Annotated in this window: 21 protein-coding genes; 4 read left to right on the forward strand and 17 right to left on the reverse strand. The window is 69.8% G+C overall.

Annotation, left to right across the window (positions count from 1 at the left end; translation table 11 throughout):
- Positions 1-17: 17 nt before the first annotated feature.
- From ndk to ACWGSM_RS01410, 13 genes are all read right to left on the reverse strand, one after another.
- On the reverse strand, positions 18-434 hold the full coding sequence (ndk, locus tag ACWGSM_RS01350; protein ID WP_452321183.1) for a nucleoside-diphosphate kinase: 417 nt from the start codon (positions 432-434) through the stop codon (positions 18-20).
- A 1-nt stretch (position 435) separates the two neighbouring features.
- On the reverse strand, positions 436-843 hold the full coding sequence (locus tag ACWGSM_RS01355; RefSeq protein ID WP_452321184.1) for a DUF4233 domain-containing protein: 408 nt from the start codon (positions 841-843) through the stop codon (positions 436-438).
- Positions 840-2,192, reverse strand: coding sequence for a bifunctional folylpolyglutamate synthase/dihydrofolate synthase (locus ACWGSM_RS01360; RefSeq protein WP_452321185.1), 1,353 nt, complete (start codon positions 2,190-2,192; stop codon positions 840-842). Before ACWGSM_RS01360 ends, ACWGSM_RS01355 begins: the two co-directional genes overlap by 4 nt.
- A complete protein-coding gene (ileS, locus tag ACWGSM_RS01365; RefSeq protein ID WP_452321186.1) occupies positions 2,189-5,572 on the reverse strand; it encodes an isoleucine--tRNA ligase in 3,384 nt (1,127 codons plus the stop codon). Before ileS ends, ACWGSM_RS01360 begins: the two co-directional genes overlap by 4 nt.
- 228 nt (positions 5,573-5,800) lie before the next feature.
- Positions 5,801-6,562 (reverse strand): hypothetical protein, encoded by a 762-nt coding sequence (locus ACWGSM_RS01370; RefSeq protein WP_452321187.1) that lies wholly within the window; start codon positions 6,560-6,562, stop codon positions 5,801-5,803.
- Entirely contained in the window at positions 6,562-6,714 is a 153-nt protein-coding gene (locus ACWGSM_RS01375) for a ribbon-helix-helix domain-containing protein (RefSeq protein ID WP_452321188.1), read from the reverse strand. Before ACWGSM_RS01375 ends, ACWGSM_RS01370 begins: the two co-directional genes overlap by 1 nt.
- A 66-nt stretch (positions 6,715-6,780) precedes the next feature.
- Complete coding sequence (locus ACWGSM_RS01380; protein ID WP_452321189.1) at positions 6,781-7,755, reverse strand: ArsA family ATPase; 975 nt, start codon at positions 7,753-7,755, stop codon at positions 6,781-6,783.
- On the reverse strand, positions 7,746-8,030 hold the full coding sequence (locus tag ACWGSM_RS01385) for a cory-CC-star protein (RefSeq protein WP_452321190.1): 285 nt from the start codon (positions 8,028-8,030) through the stop codon (positions 7,746-7,748). The genes ACWGSM_RS01380 and ACWGSM_RS01385 overlap by 10 nt, the downstream gene beginning before the upstream one ends.
- Positions 8,031-8,033: 3 nt before the next feature.
- Positions 8,034-9,761 (reverse strand): carbon starvation CstA family protein, encoded by a 1,728-nt coding sequence (locus ACWGSM_RS01390; protein ID WP_452321191.1) that lies wholly within the window; start codon positions 9,759-9,761, stop codon positions 8,034-8,036.
- Between the two features lie 106 nt (positions 9,762-9,867).
- Complete coding sequence (locus tag ACWGSM_RS01395; RefSeq protein ID WP_452321192.1) at positions 9,868-11,352, reverse strand: ATP-binding cassette domain-containing protein; 1,485 nt, start codon at positions 11,350-11,352, stop codon at positions 9,868-9,870.
- On the reverse strand, positions 11,349-12,158 hold the full coding sequence (locus ACWGSM_RS01400; protein ID WP_452321193.1) for an ABC transporter permease: 810 nt from the start codon (positions 12,156-12,158) through the stop codon (positions 11,349-11,351). The genes ACWGSM_RS01395 and ACWGSM_RS01400 overlap by 4 nt, the downstream gene beginning before the upstream one ends.
- Positions 12,155-13,120 (reverse strand): ABC transporter permease, encoded by a 966-nt coding sequence (locus ACWGSM_RS01405; protein ID WP_452321194.1) that lies wholly within the window; start codon positions 13,118-13,120, stop codon positions 12,155-12,157. The genes ACWGSM_RS01400 and ACWGSM_RS01405 overlap by 4 nt, the downstream gene beginning before the upstream one ends.
- A 1-nt stretch (position 13,121) precedes the next feature.
- A complete protein-coding gene (locus ACWGSM_RS01410) occupies positions 13,122-14,741 on the reverse strand; it encodes an ABC transporter substrate-binding protein (protein ID WP_452321195.1) in 1,620 nt (539 codons plus the stop codon).
- A 165-nt stretch (positions 14,742-14,906) separates the two neighbouring features.
- On the opposite strand from ACWGSM_RS01410, the gene valS reads away from it, so the two are divergent.
- Together valS and ACWGSM_RS01420 are read left to right on the forward strand one after the other, a co-directional pair.
- Positions 14,907-17,480 (forward strand): valine--tRNA ligase, encoded by a 2,574-nt coding sequence (gene valS / locus ACWGSM_RS01415; RefSeq protein ID WP_452321196.1) that lies wholly within the window; start codon positions 14,907-14,909, stop codon positions 17,478-17,480.
- A gap of 2 nt (positions 17,481-17,482) precedes the next feature.
- Positions 17,483-17,698 (forward strand): hypothetical protein, encoded by a 216-nt coding sequence (locus tag ACWGSM_RS01420; protein WP_452321197.1) that lies wholly within the window; start codon positions 17,483-17,485, stop codon positions 17,696-17,698.
- Positions 17,699-17,728: 30 nt separating this feature from the next.
- Here the strand turns inward: ACWGSM_RS01420 and ACWGSM_RS01425 are convergent, their stop codons facing one another.
- The 4 genes from ACWGSM_RS01425 to tdh form a co-directional block, all read right to left on the reverse strand.
- On the reverse strand, positions 17,729-17,947 hold the full coding sequence (locus ACWGSM_RS01425) for a hypothetical protein (protein WP_313356577.1): 219 nt from the start codon (positions 17,945-17,947) through the stop codon (positions 17,729-17,731).
- 2 nt (positions 17,948-17,949) lie between these two features.
- Positions 17,950-18,561, reverse strand: coding sequence for an ArsR/SmtB family transcription factor (locus tag ACWGSM_RS01430; protein ID WP_452321198.1), 612 nt, complete (start codon positions 18,559-18,561; stop codon positions 17,950-17,952).
- A 91-nt stretch (positions 18,562-18,652) separates the two neighbouring features.
- Complete coding sequence (locus tag ACWGSM_RS01435) at positions 18,653-19,831, reverse strand: glycine C-acetyltransferase (RefSeq protein WP_452321199.1); 1,179 nt, start codon at positions 19,829-19,831, stop codon at positions 18,653-18,655.
- 49 nt (positions 19,832-19,880) lie between these two features.
- The gene (gene tdh, locus ACWGSM_RS01440) at positions 19,881-20,924 is read right to left on the reverse strand and encodes an L-threonine 3-dehydrogenase (protein ID WP_452321200.1); all 1,044 of its coding nucleotides are present in this window, start codon (positions 20,922-20,924) and stop codon (positions 19,881-19,883) included.
- A gap of 86 nt (positions 20,925-21,010) precedes the next feature.
- Between tdh and ACWGSM_RS01445 the strand changes: the two genes are divergently transcribed.
- The gene (locus ACWGSM_RS01445; RefSeq protein WP_452321201.1) at positions 21,011-21,919 is read left to right on the forward strand and encodes a LysR family transcriptional regulator; all 909 of its coding nucleotides are present in this window, start codon (positions 21,011-21,013) and stop codon (positions 21,917-21,919) included.
- A 23-nt stretch (positions 21,920-21,942) separates the two neighbouring features.
- Positions 21,943-23,994: a M3 family metallopeptidase gene (locus tag ACWGSM_RS01450; RefSeq protein WP_452321202.1), complete on the forward strand. Its 2,052-nt coding sequence runs from the start codon at positions 21,943-21,945 to the stop codon at positions 23,992-23,994.
- The last annotated feature ends 27 nt before the right edge of the window (positions 23,995-24,021 follow it).

The following is a 24,021-nucleotide window of genomic DNA, read 5'->3' on the forward strand; positions in this document are numbered from 1 at the left end:
CCGTCTGCGGTCTGTGCTCAGTCGAACCAGATGCTGAGCTCGCGTGCTGCGGACTCGGGGCTGTCCGAGCCGTGCACGAGGTTCTGCTGCACCTTGAGGCCCCAGTCGCGACCGAAGTCGCCGCGGATGGTGCCGGGGGCGGCTGTGGTCGGGTCGGTGGTTCCCGCGAGGGAGCGGAAGCCCTCGATCACGCGGTTCCCGGCGAGGCGGATCGCGACCGACGGGCCCGACATCATGAACTCGAGCAGCGGCTCGTAGAAGGGCTTGCCCTCGTGCTCGGCGTAGTGCGCGGCGAGCCGGTCGCGGTCGGGCTCGACGAGACGCAGGTCGACGAGCGAGTATCCCTTCGCCTCGATGCGGGCGAGGATGCCGCCGGTCAGACCGCGGGCGACGCCGTCGGGCTTGACGAGGACGAGGGTTTCTTCAGTGGCCATGTCATTCGCTCTCTGTGTGAGGTTCTGCCGGCGGGCCCGCCGGCCGCTTTCGGTCGATGCGGGCCCCACCGATCGTCGCATACGCCCACATGCCGCCGAAAATCAGCACGACGAACGCGATCGCCGGCACGAGCAGGGCGCCGAGGGCGATGATGACCTGCAGCGCCCACCCTGCGGGGATCGCCCAGGGCTTCGCGATGGCGCCGGCGACTGCGACGAGCGCGAGCGCGACGGCCACCCCGGCGACGATCCCCCACCACGGCGGGATGCCCGCGGGCAGCGCTCTGAGTCCGAAGATCACGAGTCCGGCGAGCAGGGCGCCGATCGCCTCGAATCCGAGCACGATCGACCCGAGCTTCTGAACCAGGGTGCGCGGGGGGCGGGCCGGTCGCGCGGCGCGGGCGCTCACGCGCGCCACCCCGACTTCCAGTCCTCCTCCTCCGAGAGCAGCAGGGCTTCACCTGCCAGCACGATGGAGCCGGCGATGACGACGGCACGGCGGTCGGCCGATGCCGCCCATTCACGCGCCGCGTCGACGGCGTCGGCGAGGGTGGGGTGCACGCTCGCGCGGCGGCCGCGCTGCTCGACGAGGTCGGCGATGGCATCCGCATCCGCAGCCCGGTCGGAATCAGGAGCCGTCGCGAACACCTCGGCGACCTGCGGCAGCAGCTCTCCGATGATGCCCGCCGCGTCCTTGTCGGCGAAGACGCCGAGCACGAGGCCCCACTCGTCGAAGTCGAAGCTGTCGTCGAGCGAGCGCGCGAGGGCTGCGGCGCCGTGCGGGTTGTGCGCGGCGTCCACGACGACGGTCGGCGCGATGCCGACCAGCTGCAGACGCCCCGGTGACGTCGCGTTCTGCAGCCCGTCGGCGAGGATGTCGCCGACGATGCGCTGGGATGCACCGCCGATCAGCGACTCGACAGCGGCGACGGCGAGAGCGGCGTTGTGGCCCTGGTGCGCGCCGTACAGCGGCAGGTACTCGTCGACGTACTCGCCGGCGAGCCCGCGGATGCCGATCTGCTGGCCGCCCACGGCGAGCTTCTGATCGCTGAGCCCGAACGCCTCGCCCTCGAACGCGATCGTCGCGTCCTTCTCCGCCGCGACGCGGCGCAGCACCGCTGCGACCTCGGGCTTCTGCTCGGCCGAGACGACCGCCGCACCCTCCTTGATGATGCCGGCCTTCACCTCGGCGATCGCCTCGATGGTGTCGCCGAGACGGTCGGCGTGGTCCATGTCGATCGGCGCGAAGACAGCGACGTCGCCGTCGGCGGTGTTGGTGGAGTCCCACGAGCCGCCCATGCCGACTTCGAGCACGAGCACGTCGACCGGTGCGTCCGACGACGCGACGAACGCGAGCACGGTGAGCAGCTCGAAGAAGGTCAGCGGGGCGTCGCCTGCCGTCTCGAGCTCGGCGTCGACGATGCCGATGAAGGGCTCGATCTCGTCCCAGGCGTCCGCGATCGCCCCGTCGGCGATCGGCTCGCCGTCGATCATGATCCGTTCGGTGAAGCGCTTCAGGTGCGGGCTGGTGAACAGCCCCGTGCGCAGCCCGTGCGAGCGCAGCAGGCTCTCGATCATGCGCGCGGTCGAGGTCTTGCCGTTCGTGCCCGTGATGTGCACCACGCGGTAGGTGCGCTGCGGGTCGTCGAGCAGGGTCAGGATGCGGGCGACCCGCTCCTTGCGCGGCTGGACCCACCGCTCCCCCGCCCGTTCGAGCAGCTTCTCGTAGACGACGTCGGCTCGCTGGACGTCACTCATCCGGCCACCTCCTCTGAGACGTTCGCATCGATCGTGACGATGACCGCCGCCTTCTCCGCTCCCAGCGCCTTGGCACTCGTGCGGAACACACCGTCGCCCGGGCTGCCGATGCTTTCGGCGAGCGTCTCGATGTCGTCCGTCGGCTGCACCGCGAAACCGACCGCGAGCGTTTCGGCGGCGATCAGGTCGGCGTGCTGCCGCAGAGCCTCGGCGTTCCCGGCGGAGACGTTCAGGGCCAGCACGATGCGGTCGCTGACGTCCAGGCCCGCGTTCTTGCGCGCCTCCTGCACCACGCGGATGGCATCGCGGGCCATGCCCTCCGCCTCCAGATCCGGGGTGGTCACGGTGTCGAGGAGCATGAACCCGCCGCCGGGCACGAGCGCGAGAGCCTCACCTTCCGGGCGTCCGGAGGTCTCCAGCACGAGGTCGTACTCGTGCGGTTCGAGTGCGATGCCGTCGGCGCTCAGCACGCCGTTCTCCTCGCTCCAGACGCCCTCCTTGGCCGCGCGGATGACCTTCTGAACGTGCTTGCCCAGGCGCGGGCCGGCAGCGCGCGCGTTCACGCTCAGCCGGTGGCTGATGCCGTAGTCGGATGCCGTGTGCTCGGCCAGCTGTACGAGCTCGACCGACTTGACGTTGAGCTCTTCGCGGAGGATTCCCTCGAACTGCGCGAGGTCGGCCGCCAGCGGCGACACGACGGTGAGGCGGGCGAGCGGCAGGCGCACGCGCAGCTTCTGCTTCTTGCGCAGCGCGTTTCCGACGCTGGAGAGCTCGCGGACGGCATCCATCGCATCGCGCACGTCGTCGGCGGCCGGGAACGCGTCGGCGTCGGGCCAGTCGGTCAGGTGCACGCTGCGCCCACCGGTGAGTCCCTGCCAGATCCGCTCGCTGATCAGCGGCACGAGCGGCGCCGCGACGCGCGTCAGCGTCTCGAGCACCGTGTACAGCGTGTCGAAGGCCTCGGTCGACGACCCCTCCCAGAAGCGGTCACGCGACCGGCGGATGTACCAGTTGGTCAGCACCTCGGCGAAGTCGCGCAGACGCGCGGACGCCGTCGTGGAGTCGAGGCCCTCGAGGTCGGTGCGCACTTCACGCACGAGATCACCGAGACGGGCGAGGATGTAGCGGTCGAGCACGTCGCTGGAGTCCGTGCGCCACGTCGCCTCGTATCCTCCTGTCGCGGCCCCCGCTGAGCCTGTCGAAGCGTTCGCGTACGTCGCGAAGAAGTACCACGAGTTCCACAGCGGAAGCAGGAACTCGCGCACACCCGAGCGGATGCCCTCCTCGGTGACCGCGAGATTTCCGCCGCGCAGCACCGAGCTCGACATGAGGAACCACCGCATGGCATCCGACCCGTCCCGGTCGAGCACCTCGCTGACGTCGGGGTAGTTGCGCAGCGACTTCGACATCTTGTAGCCGTCGCTGCCGAGCACGATGCCGTGGCAGCTCACGCCGGTGAACGCGGGGCGGTTGAACAGCGCGGTGGAGAGCACGTGCATCACGTAGAACCAGCCGCGGGTCTGCCCGATGTACTCGACGATGAAGTCGGCCGGCGAGTGCGAGTCGAACCAGTCATGGTTCTCGAACGGGTAGTGCACCTGCGCGTACGGCATCGAGCCCGAGTCGAACCACACGTCGAAGACGTCCTCGATGCGGCGCATCGTGCTCTTGCCGGTGGGGTCGTCCGGGTTCGGACGCGTGAGGTCGTCGATGTACGGCCGGTGCAGGTCGACCTCACCCTCGGGGTTGCGAGGCAGGGTGCCGAAGTCGCGCTCGAGCTCTTCCAGCGATCCGTAGGCGTCGACGCGCGGGTGCTCGGGGTCGTCGCTCTTCCAGATCGGGATGGGCGAGCCCCAGTAGCGGTTGCGGCTGATCGACCAGTCCCGCGCGCCCTCGAGCCACTTTCCGAACTGGCCGTGCTTGACGTTCTCGGGCACCCACGTGATCTGCTCGTTGTTCGCGAGCAGATCGTCCTTGATGTCCGTCACACGGATGAACCAGCTCGAGACGGCCTTGTAGATCAGCGGGTTGCGGCAGCGCCAGCAGTGCGGGTAGGAGTGCACGTAGCTCTGCTCACGCAGCATCCGCCCCGCCGCGCGCAGCAGGCGGATGAGCGGCGTGTTCGCGTCCATCCACAGCTGACCGGCGACGTCGGTGACCGAGGGCAGGAAGCGTCCGCCGTCGTCGAGGGAGATGATCGTCGGGATGCCGGCGGCGTTCGTCACCCGCTGGTCGTCCTCACCGTAGGCCGGCGCCTGGTGCACGATGCCGGTGCCGTCGGTGGTGGTCACGTAGTCGTCGACGAGGATGCGCCAGGCGTTCTCGGTGCCCCAGGTCTCGGCATCCGCGTAGTAGTCGAAGAGCCGGTCGTACGCGACGTCGGCCAGCTCCGCGCCGAGCACGCTCTGCTGTACTGCTGCGAGCGCGTCGTCGGCGGACTCGTAGCCGAGGTCCTTGGCGTACCCGCCGAGCAGGTCGCGGGCGAGCAGATAGCGGTGCGCGTCGCTCTCGGCCGGGTCGTCGCCCGGCACGATGTCGGCGGCGCCGGTCGGGCCGCCGGGCAGCACCACGTACTCGATCTCGGGGCCGACGACGAGGGCGAGGTTGGTGGGCAGCGTCCAGGGGGTGGTCGTCCACGCGAGGGCGCGGACGGCGGTGAGGCCGAGCGCCTCGGCCTTGGCGCCGACCAGCGGGAAGGTCACGGTGACCGACGGGTCCTGACGGTCCTTGTACACGTCGTCGTCCATGCGCAGCTCGTGCGCCGACAGCGGGGTCTCGTCGCGCCAGCAGTACGGCAGCACGCGGTAGCCCTCGTAGGCGAGGCCCTTGTCGTAGAGGGTCTTGAACGCCCAGAGCACGCTCTCCATGTAGCCGAGGTCGAGCGTCTTGTAGCCGCGCTCGAAGTCGACCCAGCGGGCCTGGCGGGTCACGTAGTCCTGCCACTCTCGCGTGTAGGTGAGCACCGAGTCGCGCGCCTTCGCGTTGAAGACGTCGATGCCCATCTGCTCGATCTCGCTCTTCTCGGTGATGCCGAGCTGCTTCATCGCCTCGAGTTCGGCAGGAAGACCGTGCGTGTCCCAGCCGAAGACGCGATCGACCTTCTTGCCGAGCATCGTCTGGAAGCGCGGGAAGACGTCCTTCGCGTAGCCGGTGAGCAGGTGCCCGTAGTGCGGCAGTCCGTTCGCGAACGGCGGACCGTCGTAGAACACCCATTCATCGGCGCCGTCGCGCTGGGCGATCGAGGCGCGGAAGGTGTCGTCGGCCTTCCAGAAGTCGAGCACCTCGCGCTCGATCTCGGGAAAGCGCGGGCTCGGGGTGACGGCGGCAGGACCGAAGGCGGACTGGGTCCTTGAGCTTGTCGACGGGCGCGGGTAGGTCATATTCGTCTCGCAGTGATCGTGTCGGATGCTGCTGCGAGGACGACCTGTGCTGACGCGCGGACCGCGGTACCACCTCACGTGCCCCCGACCGCTCGGCCGGGGACCACTCTCACTGCGGCGATGACGGGCCTGCCCCGCTCGGTTCTAGTCGGTCCGAAGACCTTTCTTCCGAGAGCTCCCCGGTGATGGCCGGATCGACGCCTGTGCGTACAGTCTACGTCAGAGCCGTCAGCTCACCCGGTGATATCCGTACAGGTCGTCCTGGGCGCCGTTGATCCACGCGTCCGGATCCGCGATGCGGATCGTGCGCGCGTACGACTCATCGACGACGGAAGCCGGGAATCCGGCATCCGAGAGCCTCTCGGCGAGCGCTTCGAGATCTCCCTCGGCGAGGAAGCTCAGCCCGACGCCCGCGCCGCATCCTTCACTGCGCCCGGAAGCCGAGTGCACGCCGACCGTGCCGCCACCGGCGGCACGCATCTCGACCCACCCGCCGCGGTCCGCGGCGATGTCGGCGCGCAGCCCGAGCGCGGTGAGGATCTCGCGCGCCTCCTCGACGTCGTCCTGGAACCAGATCGGCTGCACCGAGACCGGCCCAGCCGTAGCGCGCGTCCCCGCCGAAGCGCTGATGACGACGCCGGATGCCGCGCGGATGACCAGCAGGTCGCCGACGCCGTCCAGGTTCATCCGCTCGACCTCGCGCCCCGCGAGTGCCCGCTCGGCAGCATCGAGGTCGTCGACGAGCAGGTGCAGATCGCACGTGCCGTCGGCATGGTCGGGCGTCTCGGCATGCACGGCGAGCACTCCCCCACCGTCGAACTCGGCCCAACCCGCTTCGGCCGGGAAAGACGCCGCCAGCCCCAGCGCCGCGGCGAGCGCGTGCCAGCGAGGCTCATCGCGGGTGTACACGATCTGCTGCACGGTACTGGTCACCGTTGTGCTGTTCGCCCTGGGGCTGGCCTGCTCTGCGCTCGTCTGCTCTGCGCTCATCACGACTCCCCTCCATCCAGATGTGCTCGCAGGGCGCGCTCGACGAGGGCCGACAGGCTCGAGCCGTCGTCGACCGCACGATGCTTCGCCGCGCGCACGAGGTCCTGCGGCAGGTACACGTTGAACTGCACCTTGGGCTCGTTTGCTTGCATGCTAGCAATTTATCAGTGCGGTCATCTCCGGTCAACCATCAGCCCCCGTACGTTCAGAGGGTGCGGTCAGGTCGGGGGCGCCAGCAGCAGATCGGCCAGCCTCTCCAGCGCGTCCCGGCCGGTGAGCTCGCCCGGGATCAGCGGGACCTCGATGATCGGCGAGTCCGGCACCTGCTCGCGCACCTGCTCCAGCTGCACGTCCTCGGCCGCGCGTCGTGCGCTGAGCAGCGGGCCCGCATCCGCCGGGGATCGGCGATTGGCGATCAGCGCACCCACGTCGACCTGCAGGGCGCGCAGCGCGCCGACGACATCGAGGGTCTCGGCGACCGGCAGCACCTCGGCGACGAACGCGACGACGAATCCCGTCCGCATCGGGTCGGACAGCGCGGTGCCGAGCGCATCGAAACGCGCACGACGGAGCTCGAGAGTGCGTCGCAGGGTGGCCTCGGATTCGGCCTGCGCGTCACCACGACCGGTCAGTCCCCGCATCGCCGCCGCGTATCGCTCCGAACGATCCCGGTTGCGCAGCAGCGCGTCGGTCCATCCCGCCAGTTGGCCGGGCAGGGCGAGCAGTCGCAGGGTGTGCCCGGAGGGCGCGGTGTCGAAGACGACCAGGTCGTAGTCACGGCGTCCGAGCTCGGCCAGTTCGGCGATCCGCTCCAGCACGGCGGCCTCATGGCTGCCGGGCGCGATGCGCGCCCGCTCCAGATGCGCGCGCGCCGAGCCGTGCTGTGATTCGGGCAGCAGACGGAGCATGGTCTGCTGCACCGCCGCGAGGTGGCGGTCCACCGTCGCCGCGGGATCGATCTCCACGCCGTGCAGCGCTCCGCCGTTGTCGAATCGCGCGAGCTGCATGGTCTGATCACCGATCGTGCGCCGCCAGAGATGTCCCAGGCTGTGCGCTGGATCGGTGGAGACCACCAGCACCCGTGCTCCGGTGCGCGCCCGCCCCAGCGCCAGTGCGCTCGAGAGCGACGTCTTGCCGACGCCGCCCTTGCCACCCACGAACAGCAGATCGCGCTGCAGGATCTCTAACAGCATGAGACGTGATCCAGGGGTGAGCGCGGCATGCCCATCCGGCGGTGCCAGCGGTGGAAGTCACCGGACACGAGCGGCATGAGCTCGACGCTGTAGTAGGCGGCCGGATCAGGAACCCCGAGCGCTTCGCCGAGGACGATCAGCGTGAACAGGTCGTCTGCATCGCGCTGCTCGCGAGCGAGCATCTGACGGTAGGGACCCGCGTAGTACTCCGCGAGTCCCCGGCTGAAGGCGGCCCAGCGCGCGCGCAGCCGCTGGACCGCCTCGGTGCGACGCATCGGTCAGACCTCCTCGCGCACCGCCTCGAGCTGGGCGTCCGCGTGCTCGTGCTCGGGCTCCTCGAGTGCGGCCCGACGCATCGCGAGCACCGCCTCCACGGCGACCCAGACGCTCGAGGCGATGATGATGACATCCAGCGCGAACAGCAGCCAGTCCGCCTTCGCGGGGTCGGCGAACGAGGCAAGCTGCTCGATCGCAGCCCAGAACGACAGCACGAAGACGATCACCAGCGGGATCAGCGCCGGCAGCGGGTTGCGGCGCTTGCGGATGAGCATGACCGCGATGATCGACAGAGTCAGCGAGGCCATCAGCTGGTTCGTCGTTCCGAACAGGGGCCAGATGCGCAGACCGCCGTCGCCGCCGAGCCCCTGCGAGAAGGTGAGCCCGAGACCGACCACGACGACGACGATCGTCGCGGGCACCTTCGTGATCCGCAGCTTCACCGAGTCGCCGATCTCCTGAACCACGAACCGGAGCAGGCGCATGCCCGTGTCCATGGTCGTCGCCGCGAACAGCACCGCCATGGTGGCGAGCACCGTGGCGCTGAGCGAGGCGGGCAGCCCGATGCCCGCCTGCATCAGCGCGCCACCACCGGTCACGAATGCTCCGACGCCGCCTGCGCCGAACGCGCTGTACACCTCGTCCCACTCGGCGACGGTGCGGAACCCCGCGATCACCGCGAGGATCGTCCCGAGCGACAGCAGCCCCTCGCCGACCGCGCCGAAGTAGCCGACGAACCGCGCGTCGGTCTCCTTGTCGAGCTGCTTCGAGCTCGTGCCCGATGACACCATCCCGTGGAACCCGGAGATGGCACCGCAGGCGATCGTCACGAACAGCAGAGGCACCATGCTCGGTGTCCCCTCGGGAACGGCGGTGTTAATCGCGGGCGCGACGATCTCGGGTGCGGCGCCCGAGAAGAGCGTCGCGGTGAGCACCGACCCGAACAGCAGGATCAGCCCGACGAAGAGCTGCACGCCGTTGATGTAGTCACGCGGCTGCAGCAGCACCCACACCGGCAGCAGCGAGGCGATCGCACCGTAGACGAACAGCGCGAGGATCCAGAAGGTGGCCGGCCCCATGCCGAGGAAGTCCTCGGGCAGCACGACCGGCATCTGGTCGCCCAGCACGATCAGCGCGTACAGCGTGACGACGCCGACGATGGTGACGGGCAGCAGCGGCCAGCGCAGCCGGTAGACGGCGACGCCGACGAGCAGGGCGACGACGATCGCTCCCCAGGTCGGGATGACCGCGCTGGGCGTCGAGATCAGCAGGTTCTTGATCACCACGGCGAATGCGGCGATCACCATGAGCAGCAGCAGGAAGATCACCACGAGGAACAGGCCGGCACCGCGCTTGCCGATGTAGCGCGCCGACAGGGCGCCGATCGATCGGCCCTTGTTGCGGGTCGAAGCCCACAGCGCTCCGAGATCGTGCATGCCGGCGAAGAACACCGTCCCGAGCGTGACCCAGAGGAAGGCGGGAACCCATCCCCAGATCACCGCGATGGCAGGTCCCACGATCGGCGCCGCGCCGGCGACGGAGGTGAAGTGGTGGCCCCAGAGGATGAACTTGTTCGTCGGCACGTAGTCCACGCCGTCGTTGAGCTCGTGAGCGGGGGTGGCGAACGACGCGTCGAGTCGGTAGACCCGGTTGGCGAGGTATCGCGAGTAGAACAGGTACCCGACGGCGAAGATCGCCAAGCCGATGGTCATGAGGAGAACGGGAGTCATTGTGGGCTTCCTTCCGACAGCGGCCTCGTCGTCGCTGCTGCTCCTCACCCTATCGAACCTGGGATTCAGCTGGGAGCCGACGCGGCTTCCGCGCCGGCTCCGCTGCTCACCCTCCGGCGGCGAGCAGCTCCCGGGTGAACGGATGCTGCGGCTCGGCGAACACATCAGCCACTCGTCCCTGCTCGACGATCACCCCGTCGCGCATCACCAGCACGTCGTCGCACACCGCGGCGATCACCGCGAGGTCGTGCGAGACGAACACCATCGTGAGCTGCCGCTCGGTCTGCAGGCGCGCGAGCAGATCGAGCACCCGGCCCCGCACCGTGGGGTCGAGAGCCGATACGGGTTCGTCGAGCACGAGCACCTGCGGGTCTGCGGCGAGCGCGCGGGCGATCGCCGCGCGCTGTCGCTGCCCGCCGGAGAGCTGCCGCGGGCGTCGACGACCGAGCGCCTCATCGAGACCCACTTCGACGAGCAGGGCAGCCGCCGCACCGGGGCGCTCGCCGCGAGGAACCCCCGCGGCCTGCAGCGCCTCCGCGATCGACCGGCTGATCGTCCACCGCGGGTCGAGCGCACCCAGGGGATTCTGGTGCACCAGCTGCACCCGCTGCGCCCTCGCCCACTCGATTGATCCGCTGTCGGGACGGTCGACGCCGATCAGCATCCGCGCGAGCGTCGTCTTGCCCGAGCCCGACTCGCCGACGATGCCGAGCGTGCGTCCGGATCCGACGCTGAACGATGCGCCGACGACCGCCGGCCGGTCGAACCGCTTCGACACGTCGCGCGCCCGCAGCAGCGTCTCGCCCGGCTCGCGGGTCGGTGTGCGCGGGCGCGGCGCGCTCGCCTCGACGAGGGCTCTGGTGTACTCGTGGCGCGGTGAAGTCATGACCTCAGCGACCGGTCCGTCTTCGACGATGCGCCCCTCGCGCATCACCAGCACCCGGTCGGCGACCTTCCGCACGGCCGCGAAGTCGTGGCTGATGAACAGCACGGCTCGTCCGTCGTCGGCGATCGAGCGCAGCAGCGCGAGGATGCGCGCCTGCACCGTGGCATCCAGCGCCGTCGTCGCCTCGTCGGCGACGAGCACTGCGGGGTCGGCGGCGAGCGCCGACGCGATCAGGGCGCGCTGGCGCATCCCGCCCGACAGCTCGTGCGGGCGGCTGCGGGCCCGGCGCTCCGGCTCGGGCAGGGCGACGGATGCCAGCAACTGCACGACCTGCTCCCTCCGGCGTCCGGTGTGCAGGCGGTGGATCTCCAACGGCTCGGCGACCTCGCGTCCGATCCGGCGCAGCGGGTCGAGGGCGGCCAGGGCGTCCTGTGAGATCAGCGCGATCCGCCGGCCGCGCAGGGATCGCCAGGAGGACTCGCTCAGACCGGAGGCATCCACGCCGTCGATCCGCAGTTCGTCCGCCGTCACGCGGGCACCGTCGGGCAGCATCCCGAGCAGGGCACGGGCGGTGAGCGACTTGCCGGCACCGGACTCGCCGATGATCGCCACACACTCCCCCGCGGCGACGTCGAGGTCGACCCCGTCGACGACGGCGCGTGCGTCGATTCCGACGCGCAGCCCGCGCACATGCACCGCACTCATGCGCGCCGCCCTTCGGCTCGGGCGCGCAGGGCGCGGCCGATCACGGTCGCGCTGATCACGGTGAGTGTGATGGCGAGCCCCGGGAACACCGAGATCCACCAGGCGCGGCCGAGCACGTTCCGCCCGCCCGACAGCATGAGGCCCCACTCCGGAGCCGGCTCGGAAGGGCCGAGCCCGAGGAAGCTGAGACCGGCGGCAGCGAGGATGCTCGAGCCGATGCCGATCGTGGCGAGCACGCTCAGCGAGCCGAGTACCCCGGGCGCGACGTGGCGGGTGAAGGTGCGCACCGGACCGACGCCGAGGATCCGAGCGGCCTCGACGTGCTCGGCGATGCGCAGGGTGCGGGTCTGCGTGCGGGCGAGGCGGATGTACACCGGCACCGCCGCGATGGTCACCGCGATGGCGACGTTCACCGCCCCGGGGCCGAGCACCGCCACCACGATCAGCGCGATGAGGAACTCGGGGAAGGCGAGCAGGATGTCGGTGACGCGCATCGCCACAGCATCCACCACCCGCGGTGAGACGCCCGAGAGCGAGCCGAGCACGAGACCGGCGAGCACCGCGAGCACCGTCGCCAGCAGGCCGATGCCCACCGAGCGACCCGCACCGTGCACGACGCGGGAGAACACGTCGCGTCCGGACTGGTCGGTGCCGAACAGGTGCGCCGCTCCCGGCGACTCGAGCGCCGCCCGCACATCGGTGCGCAGCGGGTCGTGGGTGGCGAGCAGGTCGGGGAAGAGCGCGGCGAGCGCGACCACCGCGAGGAACGCCACGGCGCACCCCAGCCCCACCCGGCGCGCGATCACCGGCGCTCCTCGAGTGTCGGCGCCTCGAACACGCCCGGCCGCGCGCGCAGCCTCGGGTCGATGATCGGATGCACCACCTCGACCACCACGTTCACGATGACGAACACGAGCGCGCTGAGCATGATCACACCCGCGACGACCGGAAGGTCGCGGTCGACGATCGCGGTCAGCGTCACCCGCCCCAGCCCCGGTCGCGCGAAGACGGTCTCGACGAGCACCGCTCCGCCGAGCAGCGAGCCGATGAGATACGCGGTGAGGGTGAGCGCGCCCGCCGCACCGTGGCGCAGCGAGTGCCGCAGCACGAGGCGGGACGATCCGGCGCCGCGGGAGCGGACGGTCTCGGCGAACGGCTGCCGCTCGGCCTCGTCGATGCCGTCGCGCAGCACCTGGCTGATCAGCGCCGACACCGGAAGGGCGAGCGTGAGGGCCGGCAGCACGACGGTCGCGGGGCTGCGGGTGCCCGCGACGGGAAACCATCCCAACCCGAACGCGAAGACGGCCAGCAGCACGATCCCGATCCAGAACACCGGCGACGACAGCACGATCAGCTCACCCGCGACCAGCACGGCCCGCGCGACCCCGCGGCGCGCGAGCAGCGCCACGGCGAGCGCGATGAGCACCGCGATCAGCAGCGCCAGCGCCGTGAGCTGCAGAGTGGGGCTGAGCTGACGCCCGATGACCTCGCTCACCGGCATCCGGAGCTGATACGACGTCCCCAGATCGCCGCGCAGCAGTCCGCCGATGTAGGACAGGTACTGCTCGAGGGGCGGGCGGTCGAGGCCGAGCTCGGCGCGCACGCCGGCCTTCACCGCCTCGCTCACCTTGGCCTGCGGACCGAGCATGACCGAGACGGCGTCGCCCGGGATGATCCGGAACGCCAGGAACGCCACCGTCGCCGCCCCCCACAGCACGAGGACGGCGGACGCGGCGGTCCCGGCGAGCCGGGTCAGGGCGCGCCGCACGTCAGCGGCTGACGCTCGCGTCGTAGAACAGCGGGCGCCCGTACAGGTCGTACTCCAGTCCGTGCACGCCGGTCGCGGATCCGGTGATCAGCGACGAGACGTACAGCGGCACGATGGCGACGTGCTCGGCGTTCCACTGCTGCAGCTCGGTGTAGATCTTCGCCCGCTCATCGGTGTCGGAGGTCGACAGCCCGCGCTCGAGCAGCTCGTCGACGGCGGGGTCGCTCACCTGCGAGGCGTTCTGGAAGCCGTCGGTGCCCAGATGACTGCGCAGGAGGTCGGCATCGACACCCGAGAAGTCCCAATCGGTGAGGTCGTAGGTCTTGGGGCCGTACTGCTCGTTGTAGGCGGCCGGCTCGAGCTTCTCGCGCACGATCTCGAACCCGACGTCCTTCAGGTCCGACTGGATGGCGTTGGCGAGCGCGGTGCGGTCGTCGGAGATCGGCGTCCAGGCGATCCAGCGGGCCGAGAGGCGCTGGCCGTCCTTCATCCGGATGCCGTCGGCATCGCGCTCGGTCCAGCCCGCCTCGTCGAGCAGGGCGTTCGCCTTGTCGGCGTCGAACGGCCAGCTGCCCTCGAGGCTCTCGTCGTAGCCGGGGGTCGTCGGGCCGAGGATGCTCCACGCCCGGGGGAACTCGCCGAAGAAGATCTCGTCGACGGCGGCGTCGATGTCGATGGCCAGCGAGAACGCCTGGCGCACCTTCTGGTCGGCGAACACACCGTGCTTCTCGTTGAGGAACAGCGAGTACGGCAGGCCCGGGTACTCCTTGGCGGTGACGGTGACGTCGTCGCCGAGGTCGGCGACGACGTTCGGCGGCAGCTGGGTCGCGACATCCGCCTCGCCGGACGAGAGCACGCCGGCGCGGACGGACGCCTCGGGCAGCAGCTCCACGCGCAGGGTCTTGATCTTCGGCGCCGTCGCGCCGTCGGGGCCCCAGGTGTAGTCGTCGTTGCGGGTGTAGACGATCTCCTGGTCGGCCGTGTACTCGCTGAGCACGAACGGACCCGTGCCGACGGTGACGTCCGGTCCGCCCGCGGCGAGCTGGTCGGCGGACTTCTCGAGCACCTCGGGCGACCAGAAGCCGAGCTGCGCGGTGCTCGCCGCCTGCAGGAAGGGCGCGTACGGCTGGGTGAAGCGCACCTCGACGGTGTGCTCGCCGGCGACCTCGGTTCCGGCGTACAGCTCGCCGCCGAGCATGCTCGCGGCCTGCGCCGACTTGGTGGCGGGGTCGACGATGCGATCGAAGTTCGCCTTCACGGCGGCGGCGTCGAACGCGGTGCCGTCCGAGAACGTCACGTCGTCGCGCAGGTCGAAGGTGTAGGTCCTCCCGTCTTCGGAGACCTGCCAGCTCTTGGCGAGCCACGGCGAGAACGAGCCGTCGGCCTCCTGGAAGACGAGGGAGTCGAGCACCTGACGCTGCACCATGCCCGACACGTCGAGCTGGCTGGTCTGCGGATCCATGTGGCCGGCCGAGAGGTTGGCACCCTCGATGGCCCAGACGAGCTCGGCGTCAGAGCCGGTCGCATCACCGGCCGGCCCTGCGCAGCCGCTGAGCAGAAGGGCGGATGCCGCGGCCAGGGCTGCCAGCGGCAGGAGGCGACGCACGGGGAAGGAAGGCATACGGAAACCTCGATGGGTGCGGGAGAAGGGGAACGCTCCATCTTACCGGCGATTGTTGGACGGAGTCGATCTAGGGACGGTGGCGCGGCGACCGGTAGACTCGCCGGACAACCCACACTCAGGCACGCTCACACAGTGCCGCACACATCGTTCGAGGAGTCCGTCATGTCCACCATCCCCGACAAGCCCGCGCTCGAAGGCCTCGAAGCGAAGTGGGGTGAGCGGTGGTCGGATGAGGGCACCTTCCTCTTCGATCGCGCCCAAGCCACGGCATCCGGACGCGACAGCGTCTACTCGATCGACACTCCCCCGCCGACGGCATCCGGCAGCCTGCACATCGGGCACGTCTTCTCGTACACGCACACCGACATCAAGGCACGCTTCGAGCGCATGCGCGGCAAGAACGTGTTCTACCCGATGGGCTGGGACGACAACGGTCTGCCCACCGAGCGCCGCGTGCAGAACTACTACGGCGTGCGCTGCGATCCCACGCTGCCCTACGACCCCGACTTCACGCCCCCCTTCGAGGGCGGCGACAACAAGTCGTCGCGCGCCGCCGACCAGCAGCCGATCAGCCGCCGCAACTTCATCGAGCTGTGCGAGAAACTGACCGTCGAGGACGAGAAGCAGTTCGAGGCGCTGTTCCGCCAGCTCGGCCTCAGCGTCGACTGGACCCAGACCTACCGCACCATCTCCGACGACACGATCCGCCAGAGCCAGCTGGCGTTCCTGCGCGGACTGGAGCGCGGCGAGGCGTACCAGTCGCTGGCACCGACCCTGTGGGACATCGACTTCCGCTCGGCGATCGCGCAGGCCGAGCTCGAGGACCGCGACCAGCAGGCCGCCTTCCACCGCGTCGCCTTCCGCAAGACCGACGGCTCGGGTGACATCCACATCGAGACCACCCGCCCCGAGCTGCTGCCCGCCTGCGTGGCCCTCGTCGCGCACCCCGACGACGAGCGCTACCAGCCGTACTTCGGCCAGACCGTGCGCACCCCGATCTTCGACGTCGAGGTGCCCGTGCTCGCGCACCACCTCGCCCAGCCCGACAAGGGCTCCGGCATCGCCATGATCTGCACCTTCGGCGACGTGACCGACATCATCTGGTGGCGCGAACTCGATCTGCCGAACCGCACGATCCTCGGCAAGGACGGCCGTGTGCTCGCCGACGCCCCCGAGGCGATCACCTCGGAGGCGGGCCGCGCCGCGTACGCGGAGCTCGCCGGCAAGACCGTCTTCAGCGCCCGCAAGAGCATCGTCGAGCAGCTGCAGGCATCGGGCGACCTGCTCGAGGTCGGCAAGCCCTTCAGCCACGCCGTGAAGTTCTTCGAGAAGGGCGACCGGCCGCTCGAGATCGTCTCGACGCGCCAGTGGTACATCCGCAACGGCGCCCGCGACCCGCAGCTGCGCGAGCAGCTGCTCGAGAACGGCCGCGAGCTGAGCTGGCATCCCGACTTCATGCGCGTGCGGTACGAGAACTGGGTGGGCGGCCTCACCGGCGACTGGCTCGTCTCGCGTCAGCGCTTCTTCGGCGTGCCGATCCCCGTCTGGTACACCCTCGACGAGCACGGCGAGCGCGACTACGACCGCGTGCTGACCCCGTCGCGCGAGAGCCTGCCCATCGACCCGACCACCGACGTGCCCGAGGGGTACACCGAAGACCAGCGGGGTGTGCCCGGCGGGTTCGACGCCGAGGCCGACATCTTCGACACCTGGGCGACGTCGTCGCTCACTCCGCAGCTGGCCGGTGGCTGGCAGCGCGACGAAGAGCTGTGGGGCACCGTGGCACCGTTCGACCTGCGTCCGCAGGGCCAGGACATCATCCGCACCTGGCTGTTCTCGACGATGCTGCGCTCGACGCTCGAGGATCAGCGCTCGCCGTGGCGCAACGCCGCCATCAGCGGCTTCATCGTCGACCCCGACCGCAAGAAGATGTCGAAGTCGAAGGGCAACGTCGTCACGCCCGCAGATATCCTCGACACGCACGGCTCCGACGCGGTGCGCTACTGGTCGGCCTCGAGCCGTCTCGGCATGGATGCCGCCTTCGATCCGCAGAATCCGACCCAGGTGAAGATCGGTCGCCGCCTGGCGATCAAGATCCTCAACGCGGCGAAGTTCGTGCTCTCGTTCCCCGTGCCCGAGGGTGCGCAGATCTCGCATGCGCTCGACGCGTCGATGCTCACCGCTCTCGACCAGGTCGTGCGCGAGGCGACCACGGCGTACGAGAACTACGACCAGGCCAAGGCGCTCGAGGTCACCGAGGCGTTCTTCTGGACGTTCTGCGACGACTACCTCGAGCTCGTCAAGGAGCGCGCCTACGACCAGACCGACGTGAACCAGGCCTCGGCGGCGCTCGCCCTGCGTCTCGCGCTGTCGACCCTGCTGCGCCTGCTCGCCCCGATCGTGTCGTTCGCGACCGAGGAGGCGTGGTCGTGGTTCGAGGAGGGCTCGATCCACACCGCCGCGTGGCCCGAGCCGCTCGGTATCGACGGTGACGCTGCCGTGCTCTCCGCCGCCAGTGCCGCCCTGATCGGCATCCGCCGTGCGAAGACCGAGGCGAAGGCGTCGCAGAAGACCCCGGTCGCGTCGGCGACCATCGGCGCACCCGCGGAGAGGATCGAGGCGCTGCGCGCCGCTGCCGACGATCTGCGCGCCGTGGGCCGGATCGCCGAGCTGTCGTTCGCGGAAGCGGACGAGCTGGCGGTCACGGCCATCGAGCTGGCACCGGTGGACGCCTGATCATGCAGCTGGGCACGAGGTGGGAGGCCGGCGCCGAGCCGCCGGCCTCCGTCCCCGCGGCACTGCGCCCGGCGATCGCCGAGGTGGAGGCGCGCGGGCTGGGCGGTCACTGGACCCTCACCTGGCTCGAGGGGCGCCCGATCGCGGAGCTGGACGCCGGGTGGGAGGTCTTCCTCACGGCATCCGGCGAGATCGTCGCCCGCCCCTTCGAGGACTGACCCCCCGCTTCCACCGCCTCAGGGGCAGGATCAGCGGTGTGTGATCCCGAGCGTCGCGAGAAGGTGGTCGACCTCGCGCGGGTCGTGACGTCTGGTCTGCTGCTCGCGGAGCAGGTCGAGCGCGAGCTCGCGGCGCTCGGCCCGAGCGGCGATGCGCCGCTCGACGTGGCCGGTGAGTGCTGTGGCGATCTGCTGCAGCAGTCGCTCGAACGGTGTGGGCGAGACGAGGCGAAGGGTCGCTGTGGTCATGGTCACTCCTGGTTCGTCGTGCCGAGGCTGTTCGCCACGGGAAGATCGAAGACCTCGGCGCGCAGCGACACGCGCCGAGTCCCGGGCAGCGATTCCTGCCCGCGATAGCGCTCGACCGCCGCGTCGACGACCGCGGTGAGCTCCTGCTGCAGCGCGGCCATCTGCTCGGCCGTGATATCGAGCGTGGTCGTCATGATGAGTCCGGCATCCTGCCATCCGTCGGGCTGCGCGGACTCGGGACGATTGATGTAGTCCATCAGCGTCTGATGACGCAGGCGGAGGAACTCGGTCGTGACGATCTGCGCCGCGGCGCGGTTCGACGGCGACATCGTCTCGGCCGGGCCGGGCATGTTGATGCGGCCCTTGGGTCGCTCCCACCACCGCTCGCGTGCCGTGCCGCGGTCAGGCACCTCCCGGATGAGGTCGTGCGCGGCAAGGGCGCGCAGGTGATAGCTCGTCGCCCCGGAGGTCTCACCGATCAGTGCAGCCAGACTGCTGGCGGTCTGCGGACCGCGCTCGCTGAGCAGATCGTAGATCCGCACCCGGAGCGGGTGCGCGAGGGCTTTCAGCGCGCTCGGTTCGAGGGTGCGGCCCGAGGCGTCGTTCGTGGTCATGGATACAAAGATACCCTTGCAAACAAACCTTTGCAAGGGTTTCTTTGCATCCGATGGTCGCGCCGGCGCCGGCGCTACTGGCCCGGCGCGGTCAGCTGACCGCCTCCCGCGCCGCGACGAAGGCTGCCACGCAGCGCTCGACCTGCTCGGCGGTGTGCGCTGCGGAGAGCTGCACCCGGATGCGCGCCTTGCCGCGCGGCACCACGGGGAAGCTGAAGGCCGTCACGTACACGCCCTGCCGCTGCATCTCGTCGGCGATGCGAGCGGTGAGCGCGGCATCGCCGAACATAACCGGCACGATCGGGTGCTCCCCCGGAAGCAGATCGAAGCCCTCCTGGGTCATCCGGCGGCGGAACAGCTCGGCGTTCCCGGTCAGCCGCGCGCGCAGATCCGCCGAGCCCTCGACGAGGTCGAGCGCGGTCAGCGTGCCCGCGACGATCGCGGGCGCCAGCGTGTTCGAGAACAGATAGGGCCGCGAGCGCTGGCGCAGCAGGGCGACGATGTCGCGATGCGCGGCGACGTAGCCGCCGGACGCACCCCCGAGCGCCTTGCCGAAGGTGCCGGTGTAGATGTCGACCCGGTCGGAGACGCCGCACAGCTCGGGCGTGCCCCGTCCGTTCTCGCCGACGAAGCCCACCGCGTGCGAGTCGTCGACGAACACCAGGGCGTCGTGGCGCTCGGCGAGGTCGCAGATCTCCTGCAGCGGGGCGATGTAGCCGTCCATCGAGAAGACGCCATCGGTGACGATGACCCGGAATCGGGCATCCGCCGCGGCGGTCAGCTGCTCCTCGAGATCGGCCATGTCGCGGTTGCGGTAGCGCAGGCGGCGCGCCTTCGACAGCCGGATGCCGTCGATGATCGACGCATGATTCAGCTCGTCCGAGATGATCGCGTCGTCTGCTGTGAACAGCGTCTCGAAGACGCCGCCGTTCGCGTCGAAGCACGAGGAGTACAGGATCGCGTCGTCGGTGCCGAGGAAGGCGGCCAGACGACGCTCGAGTTCGAGATGCTGCTCCTGCGTGCCGCAGATGAAACGCACGCTCGCGAGGCCGTATCCCCACTCGTCGAGGGCGCGGCGGGCGGCGTCGAGGATGCGCGGATCGTCGGCGAGGCCGAGGTAGTTGTTCGCGCAGAAGTTGAGCACCTCCTGCCCGCCTGTGACGATCTGGGCCTGCTGCGGTCCGCTGATGCCGCGCTCCCGCTTGGTGAGTCCCGCCTCGTCGATGCCGGCGAGCTCGGCCTGCAGGTGATCCTTGAATGTCGCGTACATGACAGCTCCTTACAGCTCGGTTCTCACAGCTCGGTTCTCACATCGGTTCTCACAGCTCGGTCCAGTCGAGGATGATCTTGCCCGTGCCGGCCGACTCGGCGGCAGCGAAGCCGCGCTCCCAATCCCGCGCGGGGATCACGTCGGCGATCACGCGGGTGATCGATTCGCGCAGGGTCGCGCTGGTCTGCAGCATGGCGCCCATGGCGTTCCAGGTCTCGAACATCTCGCGTCCGTAGACGCCCTTGATCGTGAGCATGTGGGTGACGAGCTTGCCCCAGTCGATGTCGAAGCCCGCGCTGGGAAGGCCGAGCATCGCGATCTGCCCGCCGTGGTTCATGTTGTCGATCATGGCGGGAAGCGCCGAGGGCGCGCCGCTCATCTCGAAGCCGATGTCGAAGCCCTCGCGCATTCCGAGCGCACGCTGCGCCTCGCGGATGTCCTGGCGCGAGACGTCGACGACCGCGTCGGCGCCCATCTGCGTCGCCATCTCGAGCCGCGGCGCGCTGACGTCGGTTGCGACGATGAACCGCGCGCCGGCGTGGCGCGCGACAGCGATGGACATGAGACCGATCGGGCCGCATCCCGTGATCAGCACGTCCTCGCCGACCACGTGGTACATCAGCGCGGTGTGCACGGCGTTGCCGAGCGGATCGAAGATCGCGCCGAGCTCGGGCGCCACGTCGTCGTGATGCACCCACACGTTGGTGGCGGGAAGGGACAGGTACTCGGCGAAGGCGCCGTCGCGCTGCAGGCCGAGACCGATGGTGCGGATGCACATCTGCCGACGCCCCGCGCGGCAGTTGCGGCACGTGCCGCACACGATGTGCCCTTCGCCCGACACGCGGTCACCGATCGAGATGTCGTGCACCATGTCGCCGACCTCGACGACCTCGCCGTAGAACTCGTGCCCGGGGATCAGCGGCGTGTAGATCGCAGACGCGGCCCAGTCGTCCCAGCGGTGGATGTGCAGATCCGTGCCGCAGATGCCGGCGCGCAGCACGCGGATGACGACCTCCCCGGCGTCCGCCACCGGATCGGGTCGATCGACGAGCTCGAAGCCGGCACGCGGCTCGCGCTTGAACAGTGCCTTCATGCTTCGATCCCACTCCACACCACGTTGTAGAGCAACGACCTCTTTCTGCACGGTTCATTAAGTTCCTCTGAAACTAGGATGAGAGCGTGGAACTCCATCAGCTGCAGATCCTGCGCGAGCTCGGCGCCCTCGGCAGCGTCACCGCGGTGGCCGATGCGCTTCGCGTGACGCCGTCGGCCGTCTCGCAGCAGCTCGCCGCTCTGCAGCGCGGCGTACGCACGCCGCTGACCCGCCGCCAGGGGCGCACTCTCGTGCTGACCGCTGCGGGTCGAGTTCTCGCCGAGGCGGGGGGCGCCGCACTCGACGCCATGGCAGCCGCCCGCGGGGCGCTGGAGGCGTTCGAGCAGGATGCCGCAGGGGTGGTCACGGTGAGCGGATTCCACAGTGCGGGTCAGGCTCTGTTCGGTGCTCTGCTGCGCGACCTCGCCGAGAGCGACGACTCGCCGACCGTGCAGCTGACCGACGAGGATGTCGCGCAGAGCGAGTTCCCCGCTCTCACCGCGCGGTACGATCTCGTGCTCGCGCATCGGATGGAGCATTCCGAACCGTGGCCGTCGCAGGGCGTGCGCAGTCTGACCCTCGTGCGCGAACCGCTCGACGTGGCGGTCGCGACATCGCATCCGCTCGCCGACCGCTCGTCGGTGTCACCGTCGGACATCGCCGCCGAGCGCTGGGTGACGAGCCGGGTCGGCTACTCCCCCGATGACGTGCTGGGTGCGATCGCCGCCGTCGCGAACATCGCCCCCCGTGTGCAGCATCGCATCAACGACTACGGGGCGGTGGCCGCCGCCGTCGCCGCGGGCGACGTCGTGGGGCTGCTCCCCCGCTTCACCTCGCGCAGTGCCGACGAGAGCGAGATCGTGCGGATCCCCCTGCTCGGTGTGAGCACGCATCGGCTGATCGATGTGCTCGCCCGCCCCGAGACCCTGCGTCGACGCAGCGTTCGGCTGGTCGTCGAAGGACTGCAGCGGGTGATGGGCCGCCTCAGCCGCTGACGGTGTGATCATAGACTCGGCTCATGACCGAGGCCTCTAATCCGCTGCTGTCCCCCTCGACGCTTCCGTACGGGATGCCGGATTACGCCAGCATCCGGCCCGAGCACTACCTGCCGGCATTCGCGATGGCGTTCGACGAGCACCTCACCCAGGTGCGCGCCATCACCGTGGTGCGCTCGATGCCGACCTTCGAGAACACGATCGAGGCTCTGGAGCGCAGCGGCGAGACGCTGGATCGGGTCGCCCACGCCTTCTATACCGTCAGCTCGGCGGATGCGACGCCCGAGATCCAGCGGATCGATGAGCAGCTCGCCCCGCTGATGGCCGCGCACGACGACGCGATCCGCCTCGACGGTGCGCTGTACTGGCGGGTGGCGCAGGTGCATTCGATGCTCGACCGGCTCGACCTCACCGACGAGCAGCGTTACCTCGTTCAGCGGCACTTCCGCGAGATGACGCACGCAGGGGCGGCGCTCGACGACGATTCGAAGGCGCGGCTGACCGCGCTGAATCAGCGCCTGTCGACCCTCAGCACGACGTTCGAGAAGAACCTGCTGAGCGACACGAACGATCTCGCGGTGATCTTCGACGACGCCGAGGACCTCGACGGTCTCTCCGCGGGAGAGCTCAGCGCCACCGCCCGCGCCGCTGCCGAGCGCGGGTTCGAGGGCAGGTACCTCGTCTCGCTGCCGCTGTTCAGCGGGCATCCGTACCTGGCATCCCTCACCGCGCGCGAGAGCCGCCGCCGCATCATGCACGCGTCGCTCGCCCGTGCCTCACGCGGCAACGAGAACGACAACCGCGCGGTGCTCGCCGAGATCGTCGCGCTCCGCGCCGAGCGGGCTGCCCTGCTGGGATACGAATCGCACGCGGCGTACATCACGGCCGACGAGACGGCGGGCACCCCTGAGGCGGTGGAGCGGATGCTGCGCGAGCTCGCGGTTCCGGCGGCTCGCAACGCTCAGCGCGAGGGTGCGGCGCTGCAGCAGATCATCGACGAGAACGAGACCCAGCCGTTCGCCCTCGAGGCCCACGACTGGGCCTTCTACACCGAGAAGGTGCGTCAGGCCCGTTTCGACATCGACACGGCCGAGCTTCGAGGGTACTTCGAGGCCGAACGGGTGCTGCGCGACGGTGTCTTCTTCGCCGCGACGAAGCTGTACGGCATCACCTTCACCGAGCGCTCGGATCTGTCGTCGTACCATCCGGATGCGCGGGTCTTCGAGGTGCATGATGAAGACGGTTCGGCGGTCGGGCTCTACGTGCTCGACCTGTACACTCGCGACACCAAGCGCGGCGGTGCGTGGATGAACCCGATCGTCAGCGAGTCGGCTCTGCGCGGCACCCTGCCGGTGGTCGCGAACAACCTCAACGTCTCACGCCCCGCCGACGGGATGCCCACGCTGCTGACCCTCGACGAGGTCACCACGCTGTTCCACGAGTTCGGGCATGCGCTGCACGGGCTGTTCGCTCGCGTCACCTACCCGCACTTCTCGGGGACGAACGTGTTCCGCGACTTCGTCGAGTTCCCCAGTCAGGTCAACGAGATGTGGATCCTGTGGCCCGAGGTGCTGAGCAGCTACGCACGACACCACGAGACCGGCGAGCCGCTCGACGCCGGCATCGTCGAGCGGCTGCGCGCCTCGGAGACGTTCGACCAGGGACACGCGACCAGCGAGTATTTGGCGGCAGCCTGGCTCGACCAGGCCTGGCACCGGGCCGGTGCCGGCTCAGCAGTGGCTGACGTCGCGGAGTTCGAACGCGCGGCGCTGGCCGATGTGGGGCTGCTCAACCCCGTCGTGCCCACCCGCTACTCGTCGGCGTACTTCGCGCACGTCTTCTCGGGCGGCTACAGCGCCGGGTACTACTCGTACATCTGGAGCGAGGTGCTCGACGCCGACACCGTGGAGTGGTTCCGCGAGAACGGCGGACTCACGCGCGAGAACGGTGACCGCTTCCGCTCGCGCCTGCTCGGCGTGGGCGGCTCGAAGGATCCGCTGGAGGCCTACCGCGACTTCCGCGGTCGGGATGCCGAGATCGCCCCGCTGCTGAAGCGCCGCGGACTCGAGGGCTGAGGGCCCGGCGCCGGCTCAGGCTGCGGC

The organism is Microbacterium sp. NPDC055521 (genome assembly GCF_053619695.1).

Coding starts and splice junctions, on each gene's coding strand:
- valS (WP_452321196.1), top strand. CDS start 14,907: ATGTCCACCATCCCCGACAAGCCCGCGCTCGAAGGCCTCGAAGCGAAG.
- ACWGSM_RS01450 (WP_452321202.1), top strand. CDS start 21,943: ATGACCGAGGCCTCTAATCCGCTGCTGTCCCCCTCGACGCTTCCGTAC.
- ileS (WP_452321186.1), bottom strand. CDS start 5,572: ATGACCTACCCGCGCCCGTCGACAAGCTCAAGGACCCAGTCCGCCTTC.
- ACWGSM_RS01410 (WP_452321195.1), bottom strand. CDS start 14,741: ATGCCTTCCTTCCCCGTGCGTCGCCTCCTGCCGCTGGCAGCCCTGGCC.
- ACWGSM_RS01375 (WP_452321188.1), bottom strand. CDS start 6,714: ATGCAAGCAAACGAGCCCAAGGTGCAGTTCAACGTGTACCTGCCGCAG.
- ACWGSM_RS01420 (WP_452321197.1), top strand. CDS start 17,483: ATGCAGCTGGGCACGAGGTGGGAGGCCGGCGCCGAGCCGCCGGCCTCC.
- ACWGSM_RS01380 (WP_452321189.1), bottom strand. CDS start 7,755: ATGCTGTTAGAGATCCTGCAGCGCGATCTGCTGTTCGTGGGTGGCAAG.
- ndk (WP_452321183.1), bottom strand. CDS start 434: ATGGCCACTGAAGAAACCCTCGTCCTCGTCAAGCCCGACGGCGTCGCC.
- tdh (WP_452321200.1), bottom strand. CDS start 20,924: ATGAAGGCACTGTTCAAGCGCGAGCCGCGTGCCGGCTTCGAGCTCGTC.
- ACWGSM_RS01390 (WP_452321191.1), bottom strand. CDS start 9,761: ATGACTCCCGTTCTCCTCATGACCATCGGCTTGGCGATCTTCGCCGTC.
- ACWGSM_RS01385 (WP_452321190.1), bottom strand. CDS start 8,030: ATGCGTCGCACCGAGGCGGTCCAGCGGCTGCGCGCGCGCTGGGCCGCC.
- ACWGSM_RS01435 (WP_452321199.1), bottom strand. CDS start 19,831: ATGTACGCGACATTCAAGGATCACCTGCAGGCCGAGCTCGCCGGCATC.
- ACWGSM_RS01425 (WP_313356577.1), bottom strand. CDS start 17,947: ATGACCACAGCGACCCTTCGCCTCGTCTCGCCCACACCGTTCGAGCGA.
- ACWGSM_RS01395 (WP_452321192.1), bottom strand. CDS start 11,352: ATGAGTGCGGTGCATGTGCGCGGGCTGCGCGTCGGAATCGACGCACGC.
- ACWGSM_RS01360 (WP_452321185.1), bottom strand. CDS start 2,192: ATGAGTGACGTCCAGCGAGCCGACGTCGTCTACGAGAAGCTGCTCGAA.
- ACWGSM_RS01370 (WP_452321187.1), bottom strand. CDS start 6,562: ATGAGCGCAGAGCAGACGAGCGCAGAGCAGGCCAGCCCCAGGGCGAAC.
- ACWGSM_RS01430 (WP_452321198.1), bottom strand. CDS start 18,561: ATGACCACGAACGACGCCTCGGGCCGCACCCTCGAACCGAGCGCGCTG.